Genomic DNA, 24,314 nt, shown 5'->3' with positions numbered 1-24,314 from the left:
GCAGAGGATGACGGGCAGTGACATTAACCGATAAAAAAGGGAAATGCAGGCTGTTCTTATTGATTTTTAAATATCGAGTGGTGAAAAACCCTGCTTGAGAACATCTCCGAAACCTTTGCTGATCGTTAGATCAAGAGCGCAGACAGGGCACCTGTAATCATCCGGCAGGTCCTCGAATTTTGTTCCGGGTCTGATCCCGCGGTGCGGTTCTCCCCGCGCCTCGTCATAGATGTAATTGCACAACGAGCAGAGATATTTCGTCGGGCGCCACTCTTCAAAGCCCCACGTGCCGATCCTGCCTTTTCCCTGAAAACCGCAGACAGGACAGACGTACGTGTCAGGAAGGTCTTCAAACGCCGTGCCGGCAGGGATCCCGTTATGGGGTTCGCCCCGCAACTCGGAGTACACGTACCCGCACACCCTGCATTTATACCGGCGGGATGCCTTCACTGCACCGGATTTGGCTTTCTTTTGTGCCGACGGTTTTTTTGCTGCCGCCCGGACAGGCACACGTTTTGCCGGTTTTGCCACAGGTTTTGCTCTGGGCCGGACCGTCTTTTTCCCCGAGGTTTTTGCCTTTTTTGCCTGAACTTTTACCATTGCATATCTCCATGATCAGCCCTTATCAAACCACGATTTTCTACGGGTAAGGGCCCTGTACGAAACATGGCGAGTCCCCAGTAATAGAGATTGTGATTGGATAAAACAATCAAAAGGCCGGTATCATCCGATAATTAATAACCACCCCTGCTCCATGAGAATACAAAGGCATTAAAATGTCGGTGAAAGCCTTACTTGTTGTTGCAATAATCATGGTCATCGGCCTCCTTTACCTCATCGATATTTCCGGTTTTCCTGCCGCAGATCAGGGTTTGCAGGCGACCGCACTCATACCCGTCGAGATCAGGTCATACGAGGGGGAGCGACTATCCTCAATCAATGATTTCCGTGAGAACTCAATTAAAGGCCCCCAGTATATCAGCGAAGACCGGTACGTACTGACGGTGGACGGGCTGGTAACCACACCACTGTCGTTTCCCTACCGGGACGTTATCGATCATCATATCCGTTACACCAAGCGTGTAACCCTCCATTGCGTTGAGGGATGGGATGCAACAATCCTCTGGGAAGGCGTCCTTGTCCGGGACCTGCTTACAGAAGCCGGGGTCCGTGACGGTGCAACAACGGTTATCTTCCATGCGCATGATGGATACACGACCTCGTTTCCGGTCGATTATTTCATGGCTCACGACATCATCATGGCATACCGGATGAACAATGTCACCCTTCCTGCAGAACGGGGTTTTCCTTTCCAGCTTGTTGCAGAAGATAAATGGGGTTACAAATGGATCAGGTGGATTGAGCGTATCGAATTGTCGGACCAGGCAGGGTACAGGGGATACTGGGAACAGCGGGGTTACTCAAACTCTGGCGACCTGAACCGGAGTTTTTTTTCATGAAAGATATGAGGTGGGACAGGTGCATGTGAACTCCGGGCAAACCGCCTTAAATGCAAGGGTGACCTCCTGCGGGGATTTCCTGAACGGGCAGGGACATGGCAGGACACCGTGGAGGGGGATCTTGTGATCGGTTCGGTCAGAAACCGTAGTGTCATCGCATGGCTGTTATGCGGAATTTCCATCCTGCTGGTCCTGACCGGGCTGGGGATTACCCGGTATGAGGTTATCACCCCGCTCACGCTGGGACTGCTCGATAAGGCAGTATCGTACAAAATCCATGTGCTGTTATGGGGACCGTTCCTTATCATGGTCATGCTCCACGTGTACCTGAATACATCATCAAAGGAAAGAGCCTGAAAAATTTTATGGGACCGGAACATTCATGGGAGCCGATAACGGGAAACACCCGGCATACAAACGTTCCCTCGGCCTCTTTGAGCTTGTCAGTCTCGGCGTCGGTGGCACAATAGGATCCGGAATCTTTGTTGTGCCGGGAATCGCTGCGGGGATCGCCGGCCCTGCATCCCTGATCGCATGGCTGATTGTCGCAGTCTCTGCTTCCTGCGTGCTGCTCTCCCTTTCTTATGTTGCGTCCGGTTTCACTACATCCGGGAGTTTTTACAATTTATTTTCCTCGGTTTCTGGTTCCCGCATTGCCGTACCGCTCATAATCCTCTATCTCATATCTTCAATATTCGGGGTGTCCACGATCGCCGCAGGAATCGGGCAGTACATCACCTATTTCGGAATACCCTGTGTGCTGGTGATCGAGATGGGGATCATCGCCGCTTTCTGCACCTTAAACAGTGTCGGGATCTCCCAGTCCACGCTTGCGGAAAATATCCTCACGACCATGAAGATCATCCCGCTCGTCATCATCGCCCTCCTGCTGCTGCCGTTTGTGCGGGCTGATAATTTTATCCAGACCTCCCCGCTGACCACTGCGGCATTCTTTTCAGCCGTGATCATTGTGTACTGGCCGTTTACGGGATTTGAGATCAGTGCAATACCTGTCGAGGAGACCAAAGACCATCGCCTGATCGCACGCTCGCTGGTGCTGGTGATGATCATCGTTGTCGTTGTGTACCTGCTCCTTAACATTGCGCTGATCGGCAGTGCCGGTTCCGCTACCCTTGCTGCATCCCCTGCGCCCATTGCCACGGCCGCATCGGTGCTGTTTGCATATGCCGGCCCCCTTGTCGCGTTTATCGGCATCGTCGCTATGCTCTCGGCGCTCAATGCATACATCATCGGGACTTCGCGGGTGCTGCAGAATATTTCAGCACGGTTCTCGGTGCCTCTGTTAATGGACCTCTCGCGTCGCGGCACCCCGGTTGCGGCACTCGTCACCGGTTGTACGGTAAGCGCGACGCTCCTCCTCTTTTCAAACCATTTTAATGAACTGGCAAGCATTTCAGTGATCACAACGCTTATTCCGTATATCTTCTTCTGCTTCTGTTCATGGGTGCTTGTGCCAAAACTTTCGTCCCGTATCATTTCATTGGCCGGGGCGGCCTCCACCGCCGGAATTCTTATCCTCTTTTTCCTTGTGAAGTAAAAAAAGCGGCTGGCGGGGGAGGAAAGAAGGATTGTAATATCCCCTTCCGGGAAAAAAGCCATTTATCCGAAGACCACGAATACTGATTCCGGTTGTGCAATGTCGGATTTTGTTGCCGGGATCGTCTATGCGTTCGCCGCGCTTTTCATCATCCTTGACCCCCTTTTGAGCGTTCCCATCTTTGCGGCAATGACCAAGGGGCAGACACCGGCGGAGATCCATAAGCAGGCATTCATTGCCATTGCTGTTGCAGGAGCGCTGATGTACTTGTTCCTCCTCTTTAACACCCTGATCTTTGAGATCCTTGGGTTGAACCTCCCGAGTTTCCAGATCGCAGGGGGCATCCTGCTCTTTATCCTCGGCGTGCAGGAGACGCTTGGGGTCGATATCGGGCGGAGCAAGGACCATTCAACGACCGCAGCCGGGGTTGTGATCGGCACCCCGCTTCTCTGCGGGCCGGGCGCCATAACGACCGTGATGCTGCTTTCAAAGGACTACGGTATTCTCATCCCTTTTATCGCAATCACCCTTTCGCTCCTTGCAACATGGCTGATCCTGTACTATGCCGATTATATCCAGCGTGTCCTTGGGAATGTCGTAACCGATATCATGGGCAAGGTTCTCGGGATGCTTGTTGCTGCGATCGCCGTCAAGATCATCTTTGCAGGGATCAAAGCCCTCATGTTGTAGACGGATAGGGTGATATGCCGGCAGAAGGAGGCACAATTCTTTTTCCCGCCCGGGTCCTGATTAAACCGTCATGCAGTAAACGGAATATCCCGGGAATAATGGAATAACCTAAAAAAGGGGGGGGAGGATTTTATTCAGATAACGGTGACTGGATCATCTGCTCTTTTTTAAGGAGAATACTTCAACCATGTGGTGGGGGTGATACCGCATCTTTGCCTCGCGGAGCCCGGGGACGCCGAGGTCGCTTTCCCGGTTAATATATGTAAAATCTTTTGAGACCACTTCTGCGGTTTCGGCATTGATTGCCTTGTAGATCCCTTCACAGTCGGGCAGTCCTTTTTCAAAATGCACCAGTGCCGTATCGGTATTGAGCGGTTCAAACAACGACATCGCCCCGATGTTTTTATCGACCCGTATAATCAGACCGGAAAGTCCCAGTTCGAAAAAAAAGTCAACTGCAAAAAAGATCGCTTCTTTCTCATGGGCGAGAACTGGATCGTCCTCGCATCCCTTCCATTCGCACCATTTTTCTAAAAAATCCTTCACTTCATCCCGGTTCTCTGCCGTGATCTCTTCAACCGCATAGGCGCAGTTTTTCTTAAACCTGTTGAGCTGCCGCCGGATACTGAGGTAGGTGCCACCGGAGAGTTCCGATAAGTCCCGGGCATGGTACACATACTCGAAATGGTTCCGGTCAGGAACGAGGGTGAGATCCGGACAGAGGGCCTGTATCCATACAGATGTGTCGGGATCGATAAGCACCATTGGTTCATCGTCGCCCTCTTTGCAGGCAAGCCTGATCACATCTTTTAAAAGGTCAGGATCACGGGAGCCGATTGGTGGGCGGAACCGGGTTGTCCCGTCAATCGTGCTCGATAAAATTACGGAGCCGTTGACAACCGCGTACTTGTACCCGGCATAATGGCTCCAGCATACCATGTTGGTGAACGTGTTATCGCTGTGTGTCTGGGGGTACCGGGCATAATGGTCAGAAAAGAAGGTGCGGTCTTTGAGCGTGACCGGCTTGAAATCTTCAAGAGCAAGCATCTATGTCTCCGTGTCATAAAGAAGGGGGATATACCCCTTCATCTGCCTGAACCCCAGCGGGAGATAAAACTGTTCTGATCCGGGTTCTGCTACAAGCCCGATCCACCCGAGTCCGCGTACCCGGCATTCCCTGAGCAGGAGGGAGACAATCCTTTTTCCTATACCGAGCCGCCGGTACGCTGGAAGAACGATGACGTCCTGGATATAACCATCCGAAACCCCGTCGGAAAGCACCCGGCCCATCCCGACTGCTGACCCGGTTGCCGGAACCACTGCAACAGCAAACAGGAAACTCCCGGATATAAGGGTGGGAATACCGTTGGGATCGTATCCCTCCTTCCACCAGCCTCCGGCGCGGTACAGCTCAACGATCTGACCGGCATCCCATACCTCCACCAGCCTTACTTCAATGGTAGGTGCCATTGTATCACAAACCTGATAGACACAGGAGCGGTATTATACCAGGTATTCCAACCGTTTTCACACCTTCAACCAGATGACAAGGGTGTCAACCGGCATTATTTTTCTGCCGGTTTTTTGAAAAGCCCGGAAATCGCTGTATCAACAATTGCCCCGAGTTCCTCAACACCCCAGTGTTCGGAATTGAGCACCAGATGGTAGATGGAAAGGTCGCTGATGTCGATGTCATAATACGAACGGTACCTCCCTGCCTCGCACCGTTCCCGTTCAATGGTGATCGCAGCCGCGGTCTTTTCATCTGCAACATGGTCGCGGGAAATAATCCTCTTAATCCGGCACCCGATTGGCGCAAAGAGCCAGACTTTTAAGTCGGCATTGCTGACCATCCAGCCGGAGAGCCTGCCCTCAACAATGATGTTGTCCCTCTGGGCTGCAATCTCTTTCTGGCGGGCATCGATCATCTTGTCGTACGATTCATTCTTTTCAGCAAGGCGCCCGAACTCCGCAAGCTCAAGGTTGTGTTCCACGGCGAGCTGGCGGAATACCTCGCCGGCGGAGATCATGGAAAAGCCATGGTGTTCTGCCAGGTACCGTGAGAGCGAGGTAGTGCCGCTGCCGGGCAGCCCGCTCACGGTGATCCTCATCAGATGCCCCCGATGTTGAGGGTCTTCCTGATCACTTGGCTGACTGTCAGGGAACAGATCATGTACCACAGGATCCATGCGGGAATGATCCAGAGCGCCGGATCGGTGAGGTTATGGAGCCCTGCATAGGGCATGATGATGGTGCTGTGGATCTGGCCCAGACGGTACAGGAGCCAGAAAAAGATCGGGACGGTCAGGACGAGGATGTATGCCATCGGCTTGAACTGCTGCTGGGATAACTCGAGCTGCTCCTTCATGACCCGGTCCTTCTTTGCCTCCAGCTTCTTGATCCGTTTTTCGTCCTGCGAGAGCTGCGCCTCACGGTATTCCGTCTGGAACTCCTTCATCCGCTCCTGCGAGGTTGCCATTTTTTCATAATCAATGGTGTATTTCTGGATGATCGAGGAGTACAGTCCCGTAATTGCGGAAAGGATTACGATTAGGATGAAGAATGGGATCTTGAACTGCGTGACCAGCGGGGCAAACACGACATCGATGCTCTGCCCGACGTAATCACGGAGCCCGGGTATGCTGTATGAGAACATCATCAGCATCATGAAGCCGAGCGCGATATAGAGACCGTATTTTTCCCAGATCTTTGTAAAATCCATCCATTCACCTGAGAACAGCTGCCATGTCATCGGCGGCATGGTCGAGCAGGAAATCCGCGTTGGTGATTATTTTGATCGTACAGCCGGTGAGCATTGCATAGGATGCGGCGATTGCGCGGTTGAACTGCTGGTGTTCGGCAATCGCTTTTGAGCCTTCTTTGTCACGGCTCCTTGTTTCATCATTCAGACGGCGCATCAGGATCTGGTCATCATCGGTTTCAACAAGGACGATGAGATCGGGCATGATCTCGCGCAGCACCCATTCTGGGAGCCCGGCAAGATATCCCTTCGGAGTCTTGACCGATGCATGGGTATCGACCAGCACGTTGCCCTTTATTTTTGCGATTGCCTGAGCCGCGTTCTGCTGCAGGCGCTTCTGCTCCGTTTTGTCAAGGGAGCGCATCTGGTCACGGTCTTTGACCGTCCCGTCTGCCATTGCCACTTCGAACATGAACGTCCCGAAATTGAGAGACTGGTATTCGATGCCTTCTCCCTTGAGCTTTTTTAATGCTTCGTTGACAACCGTCGTCTTCCCGACGCCCGGTACTCCGGTGATGATGACCTTTTTTCCGACCATACTCTTTTTCCTGCAATTATTCCTTGCCAAAGAATGTCCGCATGAACGGGTACATCTCCATGATCTGCTGGCTGGCGATCTCTTCATACAGCCGGTACGTGATGCTCACCGTAAGCAGCAGCCCGGTGCCGCTCACGGCACCGATCACACCGAACAGGTTTGCAACCACACTGAGGATACCGATGAATACTCCGCCGATGATCGTAACCTTGGGGATGTACCGGTCGAGATACTTTTCAAGCACCTGCGTGTTGCGGCGGTAGCCAGGAATTGACATCCCTGAAAGCTGGATCTGCCGGGCGACATCTTTTGAGTCAAGCCCGGCAGTCTTGATCCAGAACAGTGCAAAGATGGCACCACCCACTACCATGAAAGTGATATCTATGCCAAGACGTAATATGACCTCCCATGCAGGATGGCCGAGATCGGTTATCCACCACATCCAGTCCTGCGGCCCGTTCACCGGGGCAAGAAAATACATGATCCCGTTTTGTGGCTGCTGGTCGCTGAACTTTCCCAGAACCGTGATGCCGATATTGGAAAGGAACATGCCCAGCATCTGGATGTTTGCCTGCAGGACGCGGACAAGGATCATCGGCAGAACGCTGGCATAGATCAGTTTCACCGGGAACCGGGCACGCGCACCGCGCACCTGTGCGTGGGCGAGCGGGATCTCGATACGTGTCGATTCAACATAGACGATGATTAAGAATATGGCAATCGTAGTGACAAAGGCAAGGAGATCTTTTCCGAAATACTGGAGATAGCTAGCCCCGTCGATGCCGATCGCGATCAACCGGGGGAAGAACCCGACCGGGTACGGGTCACTCACCGGCACCCAGTTGATAAAACCATTCACGATGGCCTGGGAGATGCCTGCGATGATGAAGAGGCCGACCCCGGACCCGATACCCCATTTCGTCACCACTTCGTCCAGCATAAAAACAAGGAAACCGCCGATACAGATCTGGATAAATATCAGGAGTGAGACCGCAAACAGGTTGCCACCAAAAAGGGTCTGTGCGATCGTCGGATCAGGGCGCATGAAGCCGCCGACAAGATTTGGGGCTGCCTCGATCACGATCATGACCATGATCAGGATCTTCTGGAGGCCCATATACATGACCTGCCCGCGGGTCTCGCTCGTATCGATATGCAGGATATCTGCACCTTTCAGGAGCTGGAGTACGATGGATGCCGTGACGATTGGTCCGATGCCGAGGTGGACGATCGAACCACTCGCACCGGCAAGCAGCGCCCGCCAGTAGAGGAATACATCCTGCGAACTGGGACTGAGACCGAACACCGGGATATTCGTGAGCGCAAAATACAGAATCAGGACTGCAAGAGTCCACACCAGCTTGTTCTTGAAGTGAACATGCCCCTCCGGGCTCTTGACTGCGGGCATCGCAGCGAGCAGGGGTTCCAATCGATCCAGCAATTCTCCCATTGTTTCACCAAAAATGTGGGGGTCAGACTACCTGCGCCTTGCCGCCCATCTTTTCGATTTTAACCTTTGCCTGCTCTGAAAATGCCGGTGCAGAGATGTTGAGTTTTTTTGTCACCCTGCCGCTGCCGAGCACCTTGTCGATGCCCATTTCTGCGGTATTGATCACAACTGCATCCCCTTCCTTTTTGGCAATACCCTGTGCAAGCAGCGAAGGCACGATCTGGTCGATTATCCCGACATCAATTGTGGAAACGGTTACCTGTGTCTGGTTCACAAAACCATCTTTCCCAAATACCGGGCCATCGAATTCCAGATACCATTTCACAAAGTGGTGGGCGTTGATGCCGGCGCGCCCCCGCCCGCCACGGTTGCCCGCACCGCGGCGGTTCTTGTGTGTCCCGCCCCCGCATGTCCGCGATCCGCGGTATTTTGAACGTTTGTTGGTTGGCATCCCTTCACCTCATTTTATAGAGGAGAGTGTTGATCTCCTGACCATAATAGCCAAGCGCTCCACCCTGAACAAATGTGCGCTTCGTTGTCTTGTAGCCTTTTCGCGGGGGATGGAGACGCAGTACCGGCTTTAGCCCGGGAATGTCCCGGAGTCGTACCTCGGCGCTCGAGAGCGCCAGTGCAAACTCCCCGATGCCGCTGAAAGTTGAATTCGCTTTGATATAATCATCGGTCAGTGCTGCATCGCCGATCACGCGCCCGCGTGTGCGCAGCAGCGTCTCGATGGTGGCTGCATCAACTTCGCCATAAGCCACATAGTCCTTGACCTTCCGGATCATCCCGAGGTTTTCAGGAGTGTCGGAGACGAGCACGCAGTGGTTGATGTGGTGCAGGCGGAGCATCTTGAGCGTATCCTTGATGTCACGGCGGGTATTCACAACGCCGCGGACCTGTACGACCGCGTACATTACGGGGACCCCCCGATTCTTGTCATATTCGTCTGCTTCAGTGCGTTGAATGTTGCTTTTGCAAAGTTGATCGTTGTGCGGGTCTGCCCGCGGGCAAATGTCCATGCATCCTTGATGCCTGCAAGTTCGAGAACTTTCTTGCTCACGTCACCGGTGACAAGCCCGATGCCCTGCGGTGCCGGTTTGAGAGTGACACGGACACTGCCGGCTGTCCCTTTAACCTGCATCGGGATCGAATGTGTGATATCGCACCCGCATTCCCAGCTGCCGCAACCACGCCTGACCTTGACGATATTCATCTTCGCTTTTATGATTGCCTTCTTGATTGCATCGCCGACTTGGACATCCTTTCCCTGGCCAAAACCGATGTACCCGTTCCGGTTGCCGACTATGACAACCGCACGGAACTGTACACGGCGGCCTGAGTCGGTCATCCGCTGCATCATAGCGATGTCGAGAACTTCGTCCTCGAGATCGGGAAGGAACTTATCCACGATCTGGGGTTCCTTGATCGGCCTTCCGCTCTCAAGCACCGAGTCGATGCTCTTGATATCCCCCGAGGCTACGAGTTTGCCAAGACCGGTGACCGGGCGCCACTCTTCCTTTTCATATGCCATTTACACCAGCTCCTTTTTTATGGCGTCTGCCACCTGTTCGACATTCTTTACGAGATCTCCTGCATTCTTGTTGTATGCAGCAATATGCGCACCCTTGACCCGTGCTTCATCGGGCAGGATCTTCTCGCCGTGAGGGATTGCCAGCCCGCCCTGAACCGCCCCTTTGAGTGCCGCAAAGACACGTGCACCGGGAGTTGCGCGGTTGAGCCCGATATCCAGCACCGCTGCTCCATAGTTTGCTTTGCGTGCCTTTGCCGCGAAGAGCAGCCCGGTCAGGTATGCTGCCGGTGTGCTGGATGTCGAACCCCTGTAACCGAATTCTGCAAGTTCCGATGAATTTGCCGCGACCAGCGTGCGGTCACCGGCCATCTCGGCAGTGACCAGCTGGATGATGATATGCCGGTTGGTCTTTCGTACGACCATCCGGGGCACATCAGCGACGACCAGCTTTGTCCGCTGATAGTAATCGGTCTTGCCCTCCCTCCGCCTGCGGAAGGGGACAAAATACCTTGCTCCTGTCGCCATGTTACTTCATCCTCCCGGAGAGAATCTCCATTTGCGCTTTCATGTGTGCGACACTCCTGTACTGTCCGCCGGCTGCTTTCCGGTAGAGAATCCGGTACATGTGCGGGTCGATGGTCCCGGCTTCGCGGAGCGCAACCAGTGCTTTTCTGATTGCGCGGATCTTCTGGATCCATGACCGCTTGCCGGGATGGCGGGCGCCTGCTGCGCCCTTCCGCCGACCGGGCCCCTTGCAGTGCCCGTAAGATCGCTTTGCAATCTTTGCCCGTGCCCTGCCGCGGCTCACACCTGTTTTCTGGCGCGCTTTGATTGCGCCTTCCTTAACAAGCACCCGCAGGTCTTCGCGTGATATGGCGTTTTCAATATCGGAGAGTCGTTCGGGGTCAAACCAGACCCGGTTCACACCGCATTTGAGGACTGCTGCGACGATACGCTTCTGACTGGCAAGATCACTCATTGTCCTTCACCTCTGTGCCGGCCTTTCTCTTAGGTTTCGTGGCCGGTTTTGACGCAGCCTTGGGTTTTGTCTTCGTCCCTTTTGCAGACTCAGACTTTGGTTTTGAGGATTTTTTGGGTTTTTCCTCTGGCGCGGCTTCAGCCTTTGCTTTCTGGATTTTTGGTGTTTTTGCCTTCTTTGGCTTCTCTTCTGCCGTCCCGGATTTTACGGTCTTTTTTGAATCAGGTTTTGCCGGTGCTTTCTTCTCTTCCTTTGCCCTGGGAGCCTCTTTTGCTTTTTTGGCGGGTTTTGGCTTTGCCGTTTTCTCGTGTTCTTTCTTTGAGGGTTTCTCTTCCTTTGCCTTTACTGGTGCGGCCGGTGTTTTCTTTAAAGAGGAAGTGGTCTCCCGTGCATTGAGGATCTTCAGACCTGCTGACAGGGCTTTTTCCTGAATTCCTGCACGTTTGCGGTTTCCAACCTTTGCAGCAATCCGGACAGCCTGTGTCTTTGCATCCAGTCCTTCAAGGTCGTCGGTGGAATGTACCAGCACCTCGTAGAAACCGCTCGGGTGCATGCCGCGGACTGCAACCGGACTGCCAAATCCGGGCTTAGGGAGGTTGCCTTTTGCCTTTTTCTGCTCCCTTTGCTTGTTGTGCTGCCCGCGGGGCTTTCTCCACGAATCGGAGAGCTGCGATTTCTTGCCAAAACCATCGCGCTTGAACCTCGCACCTTTTTGGGTTCTGACCTGAATCAGTCGCCTAATTTCGTCTGCCATTGGATTCAGCCCCTCTGAACGATAAATATGCCATCCTGGAACACACGCGGGTCGCGGTCCCGGATGTGTGTGGCATGTTCAATGTTTGCCGCTGTCGTGCCGACCAGCTCACGGTTGATGCCGGTCAGGATGACCTCGTCGCTTGCAACCTTTGCTGTAACTCCGGGCTCGATCTTTGCATACCGCGCCTTTTTCTCACCGAGGAAATTGTTGATCTCAAGTCTGCTGCCCTGCAGTTTGAGCTGGATGGGGAAGTGGCTGTACACAACTTTCATGTGGTATTCGAATCCGTTCAGGACCCCTTTGCACATATTCTTGGTGTGCGCCTCAAAGGTGCCGACCATGGCGATGATCGCCTTCTTCCCTGATTCCGTGGCAATAATAACTTCTTTTCCGTCGCTTGTTACGGTCACCTGCGGGAACCGGACATTACGCTCGAGTTGTCCTTTGGGCCCTGTTACTTTGAGCATGGGGCCGTCCAGATGAACTTTGACCCCCTCGGGGATCTTGATTTTCCGTACTGTTGTCATGTCCCCACCTCAATAGACATACCCGAGGAGTTCCCCGCCGATGCCCTCTTTTCTCGCCTGTTCGTGTGACAAGACGCCGCGAGATGTGGAGAGCATGAGAATACCGAAGTTTTTACCCGGCAGGTACTGTTTCTCCCAGTATTCCATTTCCTCAAGCTGAACCGAGAACCGCGGTGAGATCGCACCGCAGTTGTTGATCTTTCCGGTCAGGTGCACGATTAGCTGCCCGCCCCTGCCATCTTCAACAAATTCGAAACCTTTTATATAGCCGGATTCCTGCATTATGCGCAGCATGGCGCCCAGAAGTTTGCTTGCGGGCTCGATGGTGCATTCAGACTTTCCGGTATCCCCGGCGTTCTTGAGGGTGCACATCCCGTCTGCTGTTGGATTTGAACGTGTCATGTTGTTTCACCCTCAGCTCATTTTCTTAAAGCCCATTTTCGGGGCCCATTCGCGGAAGCACTGCCTGCAGAACATGATGTGGTACCTGCGCACAAGTCCCTGTTTGCGCCCGCACATCTTGCATTCGCTCGCACCACGCCCGTATTTCTTTTTTCTCTCTCCTGCCATCAGCGCACCTCCACCAGAAAGTTATGTTTGAGGAATTCAATCGCATCCGCTTTTTTCACGCGCTGCTTTTCCGGGAGCTTCTTCTGCTCAGTGCGCCGGCGGGTGATCCGGATGCCCCTCCGCTCAAGGACAACGTTGATGTCCATGCCATAGATGCCGATCTGCGGATCATATGACATGCCGGGGAAATCCGTGTGCTCCTCGATACCAAACGAGAAGTTACCGCTTTTGTCGAACTGGTTCTCAAACAGGATCCTCTCGATGATACCCAACGACGTCCTGACAAACTCCTGTGCGTGCTTTCCGCGCAGTGTCACCTTGCACCCGATCGGTGCCCCCTTCCTTACGGAAAACGCCGGCTGGGTCTTCTTTGCAATGGTTCTTACCGGGGTCTGTTTGGTGATCGTCTTCATGATCTCCTCGGCCTTGACGAGCTTTTCGCCGCTTTCGCCGACTCCCATGTGGACAACAACCTTATCGACATAGATATCACGCATTGCGGTCACTGTTCACCACCCTGGTTTGTGATTGCGGGTTTTTCCCTTCCTACCATATAGATATACGGGAGAATGGTGTCGAACCGGCTCTTGGTCGCTTCGTCCTCAAGGATGACCTTATTCGGGACGCTGCCCGAAGTCTTGACAATTTCAACAATCCGTGCAACTTTACCGGAGTGCCTTCCGCCGATGATCATTGCCATGTTGCCTTTTGCGAACGGGAAATGATCAATAATTTTAAACCTTGTTTCGGGTTCAAGCGACAGGACCACCGTGTCTTCGGGTTTATAGGTGTTATCGGCAATGATATTGGCACCGAACCTGAGGTTGAGCTGGACACGCCCCCCGGAAATAATTGTCTTGTTCCGGATCTTGCTCAGCCGGATTTTTGCCTCTTCAGGGCTGATCTCCACAGAAGCATGCCGTCCGTGGTCATCCCTCTGGATCCGGTAATATTTCTGGATCTTCGGGAACGCGATTACGTCAAAGATCCCGATTCCCATCTTCGGGTCCCTGCATGGTTTGCCATTAATAATGAGATCTTTTTGGGCAAGTATTTGTTTGACTTCTTTCATCGTCCGGGCAAAACCCATCCGGTCCCGGAGCCAGACCGCTACCGGCAGCGCGTTCGCATTGTGCGGACCCGCGGACGTCTTTGTGATGAACGTGTTGGTCTTTTTTGCAATATGCCACGAGTCCGGGGCATTGAGTCGCTTCAGGTGGTCAGACATCTATTTTCCCTCCCCCAGTTTCTCTTCGCGGCGTTTGTCATTCAGGTTCAGCTTCGTGATCTGGACCTTGGATGCATCGACTACCCGGGGCACTTCAGTACCGTCGGCTTTGGTTGAAGATACGCCGTGGACAACAAGTTTTGCTTTTCCGGTATCGACCAGATCAACAACCCCCTCGTCCCCGGTAAAATCCCCACGGGTCAGTTTGACCGTATCGCCCTTGACCACACGCAGGGTCTTTTTTCCGTATCTCTCTTTTAAGGAAGGCGAGAGCGGTGCGTTTAAAAATTTTGTCTTTTCGTGTGATGCCGCCGTGTACCTCGCCTTTCTCTGTTTTCTTGGCTGGTGGCTTTCAATTCGTACCATGCTTTTTACCTCATACGATGATGGTGGCCATGGAGCCAAGTTTCGGGAACCGCTCTGCCACTTCGCGTGCGACTGGTCCTTTGATCTCGGTTCCCTTTGGTTCGTTCTTTTCATCGACTACTACGACAGCGTTGTCCTCGAAAGAGACCCGGAGCCCGTTTGGTCTGCGCATCTCTTTTTTCTGCCGTATGACCACGGCCCGCACGAGCTTGCGGCGCATGTCGGGTGTGCCTTTCTGCACGCTCACTGTCGCGAGATCGCCCAGCCCCATCTTGGGCTGGCGGCGCCGGACACCATGGTATCCAAAGACAGAGATGATCTGCACTGTTCTGGCACCGGTATTATCGGCGCAGGCAAGTCTCGTCCCTGTGGCAAGTGCGCGGGGAGTCTTGGACTGCTTTGCCTTCATTGCTGCCCGACCTCCACAACGACAAAGGTCGTGCTTTTCGAGAGCGGACGGCATTCAGCAATCTTTACCATGTCGCCAACCTTTGCCTGAATGCAGGGGGGATTGTGCGCATGGATCTTTGAGCTGCGTTTTTCGTACCGCTTGTATTTCCGGACGTAGTGCAGGTAGTTACGTGCAACTACGACCGTTCCCATCATACGATCGCTCACGACTTTACCGGTGATCACCTGGCCGCGCACCGGTAAACTGCCGTGAAACGGACAATTAACGTCCTTGCATTCCTGTTTTGGAGCCGGGACGTTCAATCCTATGTTTAGTGCCATTATGGTATCCTCTTTTGATTTGCAGGTTGATCCTCTTTTCAGGAGCCAGCGAGATTACTGATCCATCGATCTCAACAATCCGGCCTTCGGGAAGGTGTATGCGGAATATGCTGTGCCGTTTGGGGATCTGTTTGAACCCCCGCACTGTCCTGATGGCAAGCATATTTTTTGTCTCATCGATGATGGTTCCGTTCACCCCGATATGAGTGGGGTTGCTCGCGGCAACTACCAGAACATCAAGCCCGATCAATTCGTGGGACAGGATGTTCTGGACAGAGATCATGCAGTTCTCCTGCGGTTCTGCTCGGTCATCATGCGGGCAATCGTCCTGCGTAATTCACGGATATGCCCGGGGTTTTCCGTTGCTCCCCCGGCGCTCACCTTGCCGTAATGCTGGACGAGCTCCATGCGGAGCTTTCCCATCTGTTCCTGCAGTTCGACATCAGAAAGCTGCTGGACATCCTTTGCCCTGAATATCGCCATTACCGTCCCTCCACGTGATCGATATCATCGGGGAGAGCAGGTTCATCGTCTGCATCATTACCGGCTTTAGGGACAACGCCCTTCTGTGCCGGTTTTGCCTTCTCCTGCTCGATGACCTCGAAGTGGTCCGGAAGTTTTGCACCGGCGGGGACGATCTTGACCTGCACGCCGATGACACCGAGTTTCTTGATCGCAACCGCGTAGCCCTTTTCGACAATTGTGTTGCTGGGTTCACCGCAGTGCTTGATGTACCCCTCGGTGAACTTCTGGGTCCTCGCACGTGCACCGGTAAGTTTACCGGCGATAATGACCTGGCATCCCAGTGCACCGGAGTCCATGACCCGGCGCAGGATGCTGGTTCCCGCTTTGCGGAAGTACCAGCCCCGCTCAAGAGCGTTTGCGAGCCTTTCCGCCATGATCTGGGCGTTAAAAGATGGGTTTGCCACCTGCTGGACCTCGATCTGGGGGGATTCGACATTGTACTTCTGGGCAAGGTCCTGGGTCAGCTGGTGGACCAGCTTTCCGCCCTTCCCAATCACGATTCCGGGTTTTTCCGCAAAGATCGTGACCTGAGTTCCAAGCGGAGTCCTGGCAATATCCATGCCGCCGTATCCCGCACGCTTCAGTTCCTTGGTCAGGTACTTCTCCACGCGGGCTTTCCGGACACCTTCTGCGATAAATTTCCTTTCCACGGCCATTACGCCACCTCTTTTGCCACAATCTCGATGTTGACGGTTTCACGAACCTTAGGGGTAGCACGACCCATGGCACGGGGGAAGAAGGCTTTCTGAGCCCTCCCGCGGTTTGCAGTAACAAGGACGATCTCGAGTTTCTCTGCATCGAGACCGAGGTATTCTGCATTTTTCTTGACCGATTCAAGCAGCCGGATGTACGCTTTTGATGCCTTGACCGGGTATCTGCCTGCATCCCATTTGTCGGGAAGTCCGCGTTTGTGCGCTACATTCCGGTTGAACCGCCGGAACGGGATTGCTTTTTTCAGCGCGATGACATCGGATAGATACGCGATCGCGTCGTTTATCCGCTTGTGCCTGATGTAACTGGCAATCTCTATCGAATGTTTGGGCGATATGGAAAGCTCGTTTGCCTTTCCACGGGCGAAGTTTTCGCCCTCCAGTTTTTGTGAATATGCAATTCGTGCCATGTCCATCACTTCAGCGGAACGTACTTGCTGCCCCTCGTTGCTCCGATACCTGCGGAACCGTGGGTAACCCTCTTTCGTGTCAGTGCAAACTCACCAAGGTAGTGGAAAACCGACTCCGGCTGGAACTCAACTTTTACAAATTCCTTGCCGGTATAAATCTCGATTGTCCTTCCCACCATCTCCGGCAGGACGATCATGTCGCGGAGGTGGGTCCGGATCTTCTGGTCACCATCGCGGATCTTTCCAAGGAGCGTCTCTTCGCCGCGGGAAAGGCCTCGTACCACCTTGCGGCGTGCACGTGCTGGCATGATAGGAAGGAGTTCAGTCAACCCCATCGCTTTCAGCTCGTCAATCTTGTACCCGCGGTAGGTGAACTCTTCACGCCGCCGGGGCATCCTTTTCTGTGTCTTTCTGGGTGCTGCCATACCAATCACTTCCTGCTCTTACCTGTCCTGCGTGCAGCCACGTGTCCTACCGTCCTTCCGGGAGATGTGCCGCGTGCGATCGTCTTGGGGCGACCGGTGTGCTGGTGACCGCCACCACCGAACGGGTGGTCGATCACGTTCATTGCAACCCCGCGAACGCGGGGCCAGTTGGACGCGGTATTTTTCATCTTATGGTGCTTGTTGCCGGCTTTTACGAACGGTTTCTCAACGCGTCCCCCGCCTGCAACAATGCCTATGGTCGCCCGGCACTGGGAACTGAACCATTTTGTCTTGCCGCTCGGCATCCGGACGCCGACACGGTCGGAGGTCTTGTCGACAACGATTGCCTGCACTCCGGAGGAGCGGACGAACTTGCCGCCATCGTTTGGCCGGGATTCGATGTTGCAGATATACGAGCCTGTCGGGATATTCTCAAGGGGCAGGGTGTTGCCATTCTTTACTTCAACATCCGCACCCCATGCGACGGCTGCCCCGACACCAATGCCTTCTGTGATAAGCATGTATGTCTTTTTTCCGTCTTCGAGCCTGACGAGTGCTATCGGCGCATTGCGCGCCGGATCGTGCTCGATATCGATCACCGAGCCGTTCACCGTGGCAGAGCCATCCCCGATATGCCGGAGTTCTGCCTTATACCGGTGGGATGGTGCACGGTATGTCGGCCCTCCTTTGCCTCTGCTCTGAGTTGTAATACGATGTCCCATGGTTCCCACCTACATAATACCGAGCCGGCTGAGGATCTCCTCTGCGGCTTTTTCGTTCTCGAAACTCACGATCGCTTTTTTCTCCCCATGGGTATTCATGAGGGTGCGGATGCTGGTCACTTTCTGGTCGAACGCTTTCTCGATCTCGCGCTTGATCTGGGTCTTGGTCGCTTCCCTGCGGACAAGGAACTGGAGTTTACTCTGGTTCTCGAGCAGGACCATTGCCTTTTCCGTGACAAATGGATACTTGAGGATCATTTATCTCCCCTCCAGCCTTGTGAGCGCACTTTCCGTCCAGACTGTGAGCCTTCCTGCCTGCATACCCGGTGCAAGGTGTTCGACGTTGAGTTGGTCGATTGTTACGACATCGACACCGGCAAGGTTGCGTGCGGAACGCAGGGGTGAGCCGGAAGTTACGATGAGCAGGCTCTTGCGCTGCTTGTACCGGCGACCGCGCATCTTGCCCCTGCCTGCACGGACTTTTTTGCTCTCCTTTGCCCGCTCGACATCCTGGAACACACCGGCTGCGGTGAGCGCTGAGATGACGTCCTGTGTGCGGCTGAGGGTCTCGAACTTGTCCTCAAAAACAACCGGCACTGCCCCTTCAAAGAGGTGCCCCCGTTTGCGGACGAGTTCTTCCTGCACACTCGCTGCAATTGCTGACCGGAACGCCTTCTGTTTTTCCTTCTGGTTGATCTGCTTGATGAGCACTTTTGCAACAACCGGCGGGTGTGCTTCCCGCCCACCCTTTGCCTGCGGGACTTTGGCAGCGCGCGAACCGTTCTTGATTCGGGGTACGTGCGATGAACCACGCCCGCTTCCCCAGCCGACTGCAGAGGAACATATACCTGCATAGGGATATGTCCCGTGAGGCTGTCTGCGGGTACTCTGGAGTGCCATGACCGCTTTTTTAATCAGATCTGGACGGAACTCCTCTGTGAACATGACAGGGAGATCAATATCCCGTGAAACTCCGCCTTCAATGGTTTTAACCTGTGCTTTCATGTGATCACCCCTGTTTGCTCTGGACGCTCACGTGCTGGACCGTAGGCATTCGGACAATATGTTCGCCCTGCCGGATTGCGGGACGGATACGCACCAGTCTCTTGGCGGGGCCCGGGATGGACCCCTTGATCAGGACATACGGGCTGTTGAGCACACCATAGTGGAGGAAACCTCCGGCTGGTGTAATCTCGCTTCCGTTCTCCCCGATTTTCAGGATGCGCTTGTTGAATTCGGTGCGCTGCTGGAACCCCATCTGCCCCATCTGCGGGACTTCCCAGCGGACGTGGTGCGGGTTCCACGGGCCGAGTGTGCCGATGTGCCGCTCCTTTTTCCCGCGGGAGTGTTTGCGCTTGCGCAGCATGATGCCCCAGCGCTTTACTGCACCCTGCGTCCCCTTTCCGGTTGTGATCGCGGTGATATCTGCATATGTTCCGATCTGGATAACATTTGTCAGGTTCACCTCTTTTCCGAGCAGGCCCATGACAAATTCGAACTGCTTGTCGATCGCCCCCCCGGCAACCTTGATCTCCATGAGGTCGGGCACTTTTTTGGGCACTCCTGTGAGGGTGACCGGCTGGGTGTACATGACAGCATGGAGTTCCGCGACTTTTCCTGCCGCGATTGCATCGGTGAGCGCCTTTCTGGCATTTTCGGGGTTATAGTCCTTTGGCAAGGTGATTCGGCGGCCGAGCACGTCGTCGAGCTGCTCCGACCAGACTTCGGTCAGCGCATGCTTTCCATACGTATCCCGTGAATAGGCACGGATTGCTGCGATCTTCATGGCAGGGACCTCGATCACGGTAACAGGCACCATGATCTCTTTGCCCTCAGTAGGACTGTCCTTATGGTCGTCCACCATGATCACATGCGTCATACCTACTTTATAGCCGGCAAACCCCTGCAGAATAGGCGCACCATCGTAGGCAGGCCATGACTGGTATCTGGGGATCGGGCTCTTTGCACGTGTTCTCGGGCTGTATGCAAGCGAACCCCTGCGTGGTCTGTTAATCTTTGGCATGAATTTATCAATCCTTATAATGCGTGTAGGTTTTTCTCAATTCGTTACGAACTGTTAATATTCCGAGAATGAGTGTATTTTTTTACGCTCATTACAGACGCCAACACGCGGAACCGGGGCGATCCCTGATCTTTTGTCAGACAGGTGGCACAGCCATTCTAATGGTGCGCTTCCACCAATGCCTGACGATGTTTAAACCTCGCCCGGTTCTGGAACTGCCGGACAAACCGGCATTCCTGTCTCGCGAAAGAGATCCTGACGATAACGCATCCTTTTTGGGTTTGCACGCCGGCACCCAGAGGAACAGGCTCGTCTTATTGACGTCCACCCATGCGCTGTTGTCAGACCTACCTTGTCAGCCCGTTGTGACGGATCACAACTCCTTCTCGGCTTTTCCGCCCATATTATATGCACGGAGTTCACCAATCAAAGAAATCCTCCGGCAGTGCGGGATCTGATATCCTGATCCCAAAGCCCGCCGTCAGGATCTGATGCAGGAGGAGATCCCCTGCACCAGCCCATAGGACTTCTTCATATCGGCTTCCTTAATTATTGTATAAAAAACATTATAAAGATATCCTCATGGTGCAACCCAGACCGGAAGGTGTTGAATCCCCCTTGTTGAACAACGGGTATAATCCCATCTCTTCAACCCTGATTTCCGGATATCTGCGGGTTGCTTATCCGAAATAAATATCCCCGGTATTGGTAATGTACACATCGATATTTTCCGAAAGTGACCGTCCTTTGTAGCTTTTCGGGCGGGACTCCCTCATATGGTTGATGAGTGATATCGTATCGTATTTTACCTTGATATTTATCTTCTCCGCTTCTGAGAAGATCAATATGGGCACATCAAAGAGATCGGTGCCGGAAGGAATTGTACAGAGATGAGTCGAGTCGAGTGTGTACAGGAAATCAAGTGTTTCCTTTGCCCGGCGGATATTTTCCATTGCAGATTTTTCGATTGTACAGACATTTGCCTTTGAGGTAGCAATGATGTCGGCGATCTGCTGCTGGGTCAATCCCTGTTTGCGGTACCTCAACACCTCCATCTGCCGTTCGGTGAGTAACCCGTCTTTCATACTATCTGATCAACACGCAAAATTTAAACACTTTTTGTTAACTTTAAAATGCAGTTTTTTTATAAGCCGCAAAAAATCCGTGCAATTTTTTTTTAAAAATCAAAAAAATATTAATTTTTCACGAAAGCGTCACGAGGAAAGGTCAATTCAAAATCTTTATATCGAAACTCGGTCATAATATCGTGTTACAAAACGAGGTGTAAACGATGGTTGTTAAAGTCGGAGTTGCCAAATTAGGCAATATTGCAAGCGGTGTAATGGCCGAACTGCTCCTTGATGAGAGAGCAGACCGTGAAGATATGCAGACATTCATGGCAACGAGCGGTACAAAGCTCCAGCCGGAGGATATTGACCGTGTCGTATCCAACATGAAGGCATGGAAACCGGACTTCTGTATTGTTGTTTCCCCAAATGGTGTGCTTCCCGGCCCAACCGGTGCACGCGAGGCGCTTGCCGCAGCAGGTATTCCCTGCATCGTCATCACCGATGATGTGACCACCAAGAAGGAATGGGAGGGCATCAAGGCAAGCAAGTTCGGCTACATCATCATGAAAGCCGACGCCATGATCGGTGCCCGCAGAGAGTTCCTCGATCCCGTCGAGATGGCAGACTACAACGGCAACCTTGTGAAGGTTCTCGCCCTCACCGGTGCCTTCCGCAAGCTTCAGCAGGGAATTGACAAAGTCATCGATCAGGTCAAGGCAGGTAAGAAGGGCGATGCCCTTGAGCTCCCCAAGATTATCATGACCACAGACAAGGCAGTCGACGGCGAGTTCACCAACCCTTACGCACTTGCAAAAGCACGCGCTGCCTATGAGATTGCAACAGCAGTCGCAATGGTCAATGTAAAGGGATGCTTCATGACCAAGGAATGGGAGAAGTACATCCCGATCGTTGCCAGTGCGCACGAGATGATGAAAGTTGCAGCAGTACTCTGTGATGAAGCCCGCGAGATTGAGAAGGGATGCGATGGCGTAATCCGCAAGCCGCACAAGAAAGACGGCGTGATCGTATCCAAGAACAAACTCGTCGCAAAATTCGAGTAAATTAATCCGAACCCTTTTTTTTATTTATTCCTGTAGTACCTGCCAAGATCCTCCGGGAGGGTCAGGATCACCGGCTCCAGGTGCAGGCGCTCCATAAACGCCGAATCGCTTGTTGACAGGGGATTCGGGTTGATGCGGGAGATAAACGAGCAAAATGCACAAAATCCGTGATCCCCACCCGCTTTATCCAAAAAGAGTGCCATGTTGAACGCATGTGTTCCGAGTTTTTCGTAAAGTGAGATCACTGTGAGAATATCATTTGACAGCTCTTCGACATAATTCTCAAGTTCGCCGATTTCGGATAACGTGAGGATCCCACGCACCTCTTTTTCGCCCAACGGGACCGCGTGGGCGTGCCAGAGGATCTCATCCCCAAAAAGGTACCTTTCCGAACCTCGTTCCTGTCTTCTGACAGCCTCCCAGTACGATTCGCCATGGGTGCTGCGGTAGCGCTTGCTTGCACTGAGGTACCGTTCTGCAATCGCTGACGGGCGCCTGTCAGAGAGTGCCTGCATATGGGGGTGTACGAGACTGGCTCCGGCTGATGGTAAAAAATTCCAGTTGATGCTTGGGTATCCATCGAAACGCCGGAGGGTCTCGATCTGTGCTGAGAGAGCATCGGCAATCTGGCGATGCGAGAATTCAAGGACAGTGTGGGCCTTAGTTATCACCGTAACGGTATGCCACTGGGCAAACGGGAAGAGATTGGGGAAGGTGACACTCTCACCTTTAATTACACGTTTTTTATCAGAGAATGTAGGTGTAACGGCCAGGACTTGATCGGGGCAGAACGGGCAACCGGCAGAATCAGCAGGCACGTGAACAGACAGGTTGATATGGCGTTTTAATCGTTCAGGGCTTATTTTGCACCGGAGCCCGGTATACAGTTCTTTTCGTTCCTGCAGTATTCCCCCTCCCATGACGGGAATCTCCCGAACCGTAAACATGTCCTCTCATCTTCTGTTATCGTCCGATATCAAGATAGCATTTTTCATGTAATTGCCTTGGAATTTTTCAAAGAAATAAAAAAGATTGGGGGATATTACCATGATTGGCAGTATCGCCCTGCAGCCGATCCGGCAGGTTGTACAATAAGATTATACAACGTACTTGCCGAGGAGGCGGATGGAGTTGGTCATGTCGGGACCGAGTGGTGAACCGAAGATGATCTGGGTGACGCCGGCCTTGGTGAGGTCTGCGCACTTTGCCTTGACCATTTCAGGAGTTCCTGCAATGGTGAATGCATCAATCTCCTTGTCTCCGACAAGTTCTCCGACCGTCTTGAAGTCGAACTTTCCGAGTGCCGCCTTGATCTTTGCGACATTGTTGAGGTCAAGACCATGACGGGTGAGCAGTTCCGGCGGGGAGCCGGCTGCGATGAATGCTGCAACAATCTTTGCAGCATTGCGTGCCTTCTTCTCGCTCTGGTCGATCGACATCGCAGTGTATGCACCGACATCAAAGGTCTTCTTGCCTGCTGCATCGCTTGCCTTCTTGATGATCGGGATGGCGATCTGGAAGTCCTTGGGGTTGGATGCGTTGATCAGTGCACCGTCACCGACTTTTCCGGCGAGTTCAAGAACCTTAGGTCCCTGTGCACCAATGTAAATTGGCACTCCTTTCTTGCCTGGCAGGTTGACACCGGTAAGCTTGGCACCATCGTAATCGAAGAACTTCATACCGGACTTTTTAACTTCCTCACCGGCACAGAGCTTCCGGATCTGTATGACTGCCTCCTCGAGGCGGGCAACCGGCTTTTCAGCGTTGATCGCAAGCTTCGGGAGCGTCGAGAGGTCACCGGGGCCGATACCGAGGACTGCACGCCCGTCAGAGATTTCGTTGAGTGTGCAGAAGAAGGATGCCATTGCGGCGGGAGTGTCGGTAAATGAGTTCATGATACCCGGACCCATCTTCAGGGTCGATGTTGCCTGCGCGATTGCGGCGAGGGTGGGGTAGCAGTGGCGGTTGTTGTAGTGGTTTGTGATCCATGCGAAGTCGATGTCCTTAGACTCTGCAAGTTTGCAGAAGTTGACAACTTGCTTCACATTGACATTTCCTGGGACAAATTCAATTCCATATGACAAGGCTAGTTCACCTCATGGAGTATTACCGTACACGCACTTAAATAAATTATCATTTAATTTTGTATGTGGCGCTTGATTATGGTCAAATCAGACAAAAAGGCCTGATTTTCTTGTCGGATTTTTTAATTCGATCG

General features: G+C 53.2%; 38 protein-coding genes and 1 pseudogene. 5 read left to right on the top strand and 34 right to left on the bottom strand.

Annotated elements, in window-relative coordinates:
• Window positions 1-66 precede the first annotated feature (66 nt).
• Both OS112_02510 and OS112_02505 read right to left on the bottom strand, forming a co-directional pair.
• Window positions 67-294, bottom strand: coding sequence for a rubredoxin (locus OS112_02510; protein WAC06126.1), 228 nt, complete (start codon window positions 292-294; stop codon window positions 67-69).
• A 24-nt stretch (window positions 295-318) separates the two neighbouring features.
• Window positions 319-600, bottom strand: a pseudogene (locus OS112_02505) (rubredoxin).
• A gap of 176 nt (window positions 601-776) precedes the next feature.
• On the opposite strand from OS112_02505, the gene OS112_02500 reads away from it, so the two are divergent.
• From OS112_02500 to OS112_02485, 4 genes are all read left to right on the top strand, one after another.
• Entirely contained in the window at window positions 777-1,460 is a 684-nt protein-coding gene (locus OS112_02500; protein ID WAC05515.1) for a molybdopterin-dependent oxidoreductase, read from the top strand.
• Window positions 1,461-1,583: 123 nt separating this feature from the next.
• A complete protein-coding gene (locus tag OS112_02495) occupies window positions 1,584-1,817 on the top strand; it encodes a hypothetical protein (GenBank protein ID WAC05514.1) in 234 nt (77 codons plus the stop codon).
• Window positions 1,818-1,842: 25 nt separating this feature from the next.
• Entirely contained in the window at window positions 1,843-3,018 is a 1,176-nt protein-coding gene (locus OS112_02490) for an APC family permease (protein ID WAC05513.1), read from the top strand.
• 99 nt (window positions 3,019-3,117) lie between these two features.
• Window positions 3,118-3,708 carry a MarC family protein gene (locus OS112_02485; protein WAC05512.1) on the top strand — a complete coding sequence of 197 codons (591 nt, stop codon included), beginning with the start codon at window positions 3,118-3,120 and terminating at the stop codon, window positions 3,706-3,708.
• 153 nt (window positions 3,709-3,861) lie between these two features.
• Here the strand turns inward: OS112_02485 and OS112_02480 are convergent, their stop codons facing one another.
• The 30 genes from OS112_02480 to OS112_02335 form a co-directional block, all read right to left on the bottom strand.
• Window positions 3,862-4,755 (bottom strand): phosphatidylglycerol lysyltransferase domain-containing protein, encoded by an 894-nt coding sequence (locus OS112_02480; protein ID WAC05511.1) that lies wholly within the window; start codon window positions 4,753-4,755, stop codon window positions 3,862-3,864.
• The gene (locus OS112_02475) at window positions 4,756-5,178 is read right to left on the bottom strand and encodes a GNAT family N-acetyltransferase (protein ID WAC05510.1); all 423 of its coding nucleotides are present in this window, start codon (window positions 5,176-5,178) and stop codon (window positions 4,756-4,758) included.
• 95 nt (window positions 5,179-5,273) lie between these two features.
• Complete coding sequence (locus OS112_02470) at window positions 5,274-5,819, bottom strand: AAA family ATPase (GenBank protein WAC05509.1); 546 nt, start codon at window positions 5,817-5,819, stop codon at window positions 5,274-5,276.
• Complete coding sequence (locus tag OS112_02465) at window positions 5,819-6,430, bottom strand: EMC3/TMCO1 family protein (protein ID WAC05508.1); 612 nt, start codon at window positions 6,428-6,430, stop codon at window positions 5,819-5,821. The genes OS112_02470 and OS112_02465 overlap by 1 nt, the downstream gene beginning before the upstream one ends.
• 4 nt (window positions 6,431-6,434) lie before the next feature.
• A complete protein-coding gene (locus OS112_02460; protein ID WAC05507.1) occupies window positions 6,435-7,007 on the bottom strand; it encodes an adenylate kinase in 573 nt (190 codons plus the stop codon).
• 16 nt (window positions 7,008-7,023) lie between these two features.
• Window positions 7,024-8,457 carry a preprotein translocase subunit SecY gene (gene secY, locus OS112_02455; GenBank protein WAC05506.1) on the bottom strand — a complete coding sequence of 478 codons (1,434 nt, stop codon included), beginning with the start codon at window positions 8,455-8,457 and terminating at the stop codon, window positions 7,024-7,026.
• A 22-nt stretch (window positions 8,458-8,479) separates the two neighbouring features.
• On the bottom strand, window positions 8,480-8,908 hold the full coding sequence (locus tag OS112_02450; protein ID WAC05505.1) for an uL15 family ribosomal protein: 429 nt from the start codon (window positions 8,906-8,908) through the stop codon (window positions 8,480-8,482).
• A 4-nt stretch (window positions 8,909-8,912) separates the two neighbouring features.
• A complete protein-coding gene (locus OS112_02445) occupies window positions 8,913-9,374 on the bottom strand; it encodes a 50S ribosomal protein L30 (protein ID WAC05504.1) in 462 nt (153 codons plus the stop codon).
• On the bottom strand, window positions 9,374-9,991 hold the full coding sequence (locus tag OS112_02440; GenBank protein ID WAC05503.1) for a 30S ribosomal protein S5: 618 nt from the start codon (window positions 9,989-9,991) through the stop codon (window positions 9,374-9,376). The genes OS112_02445 and OS112_02440 overlap by 1 nt, the downstream gene beginning before the upstream one ends.
• Entirely contained in the window at window positions 9,992-10,516 is a 525-nt protein-coding gene (locus OS112_02435) for a 50S ribosomal protein L18 (GenBank protein WAC05502.1), read from the bottom strand.
• A 1-nt stretch (window position 10,517) separates the two neighbouring features.
• Window positions 10,518-10,970 (bottom strand): 50S ribosomal protein L19e, encoded by a 453-nt coding sequence (locus tag OS112_02430; GenBank protein ID WAC05501.1) that lies wholly within the window; start codon window positions 10,968-10,970, stop codon window positions 10,518-10,520.
• Window positions 10,963-11,724, bottom strand: coding sequence for a 50S ribosomal protein L32e (locus OS112_02425; protein WAC05500.1), 762 nt, complete (start codon window positions 11,722-11,724; stop codon window positions 10,963-10,965). The genes OS112_02430 and OS112_02425 overlap by 8 nt, the downstream gene beginning before the upstream one ends.
• Before the next feature lie 5 nt (window positions 11,725-11,729).
• Window positions 11,730-12,254: a 50S ribosomal protein L6 gene (locus tag OS112_02420; GenBank protein WAC05499.1), complete on the bottom strand. Its 525-nt coding sequence runs from the start codon at window positions 12,252-12,254 to the stop codon at window positions 11,730-11,732.
• 9 nt (window positions 12,255-12,263) lie between these two features.
• Window positions 12,264-12,656, bottom strand: coding sequence for a 30S ribosomal protein S8 (locus tag OS112_02415; protein WAC05498.1), 393 nt, complete (start codon window positions 12,654-12,656; stop codon window positions 12,264-12,266).
• A gap of 12 nt (window positions 12,657-12,668) precedes the next feature.
• The gene (locus OS112_02410; protein WAC05497.1) at window positions 12,669-12,824 is read right to left on the bottom strand and encodes a 30S ribosomal protein S14; all 156 of its coding nucleotides are present in this window, start codon (window positions 12,822-12,824) and stop codon (window positions 12,669-12,671) included.
• Window positions 12,824-13,321 carry a 50S ribosomal protein L5 gene (locus OS112_02405; protein WAC06125.1) on the bottom strand — a complete coding sequence of 166 codons (498 nt, stop codon included), beginning with the start codon at window positions 13,319-13,321 and terminating at the stop codon, window positions 12,824-12,826. Before OS112_02405 ends, OS112_02410 begins: the two co-directional genes overlap by 1 nt.
• Before the next feature lie 5 nt (window positions 13,322-13,326).
• On the bottom strand, window positions 13,327-14,052 hold the full coding sequence (locus OS112_02400; protein ID WAC05496.1) for a 30S ribosomal protein S4e: 726 nt from the start codon (window positions 14,050-14,052) through the stop codon (window positions 13,327-13,329).
• Window positions 14,053-14,418, bottom strand: a complete 366-nt coding sequence (gene rplX, locus OS112_02395; protein ID WAC05495.1) for a 50S ribosomal protein L24 — start codon at window positions 14,416-14,418, stop codon at window positions 14,053-14,055. It lies immediately after the preceding gene.
• Window positions 14,419-14,428: 10 nt separating this feature from the next.
• Window positions 14,429-14,827 carry a 50S ribosomal protein L14 gene (locus OS112_02390; GenBank protein WAC05494.1) on the bottom strand — a complete coding sequence of 133 codons (399 nt, stop codon included), beginning with the start codon at window positions 14,825-14,827 and terminating at the stop codon, window positions 14,429-14,431.
• Window positions 14,824-15,150 carry a 30S ribosomal protein S17 gene (locus tag OS112_02385; protein ID WAC05493.1) on the bottom strand — a complete coding sequence of 109 codons (327 nt, stop codon included), beginning with the start codon at window positions 15,148-15,150 and terminating at the stop codon, window positions 14,824-14,826. The genes OS112_02390 and OS112_02385 overlap by 4 nt, the downstream gene beginning before the upstream one ends.
• Window positions 15,092-15,433, bottom strand: a complete 342-nt coding sequence (locus tag OS112_02380; protein ID WAC05492.1) for a ribonuclease P protein subunit — start codon at window positions 15,431-15,433, stop codon at window positions 15,092-15,094. The genes OS112_02385 and OS112_02380 overlap by 59 nt, the downstream gene beginning before the upstream one ends.
• Complete coding sequence (gene rpmC / locus OS112_02375) at window positions 15,430-15,633, bottom strand: 50S ribosomal protein L29 (protein ID WAC05491.1); 204 nt, start codon at window positions 15,631-15,633, stop codon at window positions 15,430-15,432. Before rpmC ends, OS112_02380 begins: the two co-directional genes overlap by 4 nt.
• On the bottom strand, window positions 15,633-16,331 hold the full coding sequence (locus OS112_02370; GenBank protein ID WAC05490.1) for a 30S ribosomal protein S3: 699 nt from the start codon (window positions 16,329-16,331) through the stop codon (window positions 15,633-15,635). Before OS112_02370 ends, rpmC begins: the two co-directional genes overlap by 1 nt.
• Window positions 16,331-16,795, bottom strand: a complete 465-nt coding sequence (locus OS112_02365) for a 50S ribosomal protein L22 (GenBank protein ID WAC05489.1) — start codon at window positions 16,793-16,795, stop codon at window positions 16,331-16,333. The genes OS112_02370 and OS112_02365 overlap by 1 nt, the downstream gene beginning before the upstream one ends.
• A gap of 5 nt (window positions 16,796-16,800) precedes the next feature.
• A complete protein-coding gene (locus OS112_02360; GenBank protein ID WAC05488.1) occupies window positions 16,801-17,220 on the bottom strand; it encodes a 30S ribosomal protein S19 in 420 nt (139 codons plus the stop codon).
• Window positions 17,221-17,225: 5 nt separating this feature from the next.
• A complete protein-coding gene (locus OS112_02355; GenBank protein ID WAC05487.1) occupies window positions 17,226-17,942 on the bottom strand; it encodes a 50S ribosomal protein L2 in 717 nt (238 codons plus the stop codon).
• Between the two features lie 9 nt (window positions 17,943-17,951).
• Complete coding sequence (locus OS112_02350) at window positions 17,952-18,200, bottom strand: 50S ribosomal protein L23 (GenBank protein WAC05486.1); 249 nt, start codon at window positions 18,198-18,200, stop codon at window positions 17,952-17,954.
• Complete coding sequence (gene rpl4p / locus OS112_02345; protein ID WAC05485.1) at window positions 18,201-18,947, bottom strand: 50S ribosomal protein L4; 747 nt, start codon at window positions 18,945-18,947, stop codon at window positions 18,201-18,203.
• Window positions 18,948-18,951: 4 nt separating this feature from the next.
• Entirely contained in the window at window positions 18,952-19,965 is a 1,014-nt protein-coding gene (locus OS112_02340) for a 50S ribosomal protein L3 (protein WAC05484.1), read from the bottom strand.
• Between the two features lie 680 nt (window positions 19,966-20,645).
• A complete protein-coding gene (locus OS112_02335) occupies window positions 20,646-21,050 on the bottom strand; it encodes a Tfx family DNA-binding protein (protein ID WAC05483.1) in 405 nt (134 codons plus the stop codon).
• A 206-nt stretch (window positions 21,051-21,256) separates the two neighbouring features.
• Here OS112_02335 and OS112_02330 point away from each other — a divergent pair, with 206 nt between their 5' ends.
• On the top strand, window positions 21,257-22,096 hold the full coding sequence (locus tag OS112_02330) for a F420-dependent methylenetetrahydromethanopterin dehydrogenase (protein ID WAC05482.1): 840 nt from the start codon (window positions 21,257-21,259) through the stop codon (window positions 22,094-22,096).
• Between the two features lie 20 nt (window positions 22,097-22,116).
• On the opposite strand, the gene OS112_02325 is transcribed toward OS112_02330, so the two are convergent.
• Together OS112_02325 and OS112_02320 are read right to left on the bottom strand one after the other, a co-directional pair.
• Entirely contained in the window at window positions 22,117-23,043 is a 927-nt protein-coding gene (locus OS112_02325; GenBank protein ID WAC05481.1) for a galactose-1-phosphate uridylyltransferase, read from the bottom strand.
• A gap of 150 nt (window positions 23,044-23,193) precedes the next feature.
• The gene (locus OS112_02320) at window positions 23,194-24,180 is read right to left on the bottom strand and encodes a 5,10-methylenetetrahydromethanopterin reductase (GenBank protein ID WAC05480.1); all 987 of its coding nucleotides are present in this window, start codon (window positions 24,178-24,180) and stop codon (window positions 23,194-23,196) included.
• Window positions 24,181-24,314: the final 134 nt, after the last annotated feature.

It is taken from the genome of Methanoregula sp. (assembly GCA_026625165.1).
Taxonomy (GTDB): domain Archaea; phylum Halobacteriota; class Methanomicrobia; order Methanomicrobiales; family Methanospirillaceae; genus MVRE01.
This window is presented reverse-complemented; position numbering and strand designations above follow the sequence as displayed.